Source organism: Escherichia sp. WS3063, from assembly GCF_046486595.1.
Lineage (GTDB): Bacteria > Pseudomonadota > Gammaproteobacteria > Enterobacterales > Enterobacteriaceae > Escherichia > Escherichia coli.
In genome coordinates this window covers 1-545 of the sequence record NZ_JBJQKY010000089.1, presented here as the reverse complement: position 1 = coordinate 545, position 545 = coordinate 1, and the positions used below count along the sequence as shown (strand labels likewise).

The 545-nt window shown below is 50.8% G+C and carries 1 protein-coding gene; it reads left to right on the top strand.

Going from position 1 to position 545, the window contains the following annotated elements:
- The coding region (locus tag ACJHYW_RS25335; protein ID WP_114079962.1) for an IS110 family transposase at window positions 1-545 on the top strand (545 nt) is incomplete at both ends.

Here is a 545-nt window from a genome sequence, read left to right as displayed (position 1 = left end):
CGTCCGAATATGCGTTTTGTTCAGATAAAAACCGAAGAGCAGCAGGCCGTTTTAGCGTTACACACTGAACGGGGAATACTTATCCGTGAGCGGATTGCCTGTGCCAATAGTTTAAGAGCCACACTTGCTGAGTTTGGTATTACGATTGCGGCCGGACAAAGCCATTTAACACGTGAGCTGCCAGCCATTCTGGAGGATGGCGAAAATGGTTTATCTCCCTTTGTCAGAACCAGCATCTACAGACAGTCTAAACATATCCGGGAACTTGAAGAACAAGTTAAACAGGTAGAAGAAGCTCTGGCCTCCTGGTATAGAACGCAGGAAGCCTGCCAGAGAATGGCCAAGATCCCGGGGGTTGGCATGCTAACGGCCACTTATGTGGTAGCAGCAGTGGGTAATGCCCGACAATTCAGTACCGCAAAGCAGTTCGCTTCATGGCTGGGGCTGACACCAAAGGAACATTCCAGCGGCGGGAAACAGCAACTGGGAGGGATCAGCAAACGTGGAGATGGATATTTCCGATACCTGCTGGTTCACGGCGCACG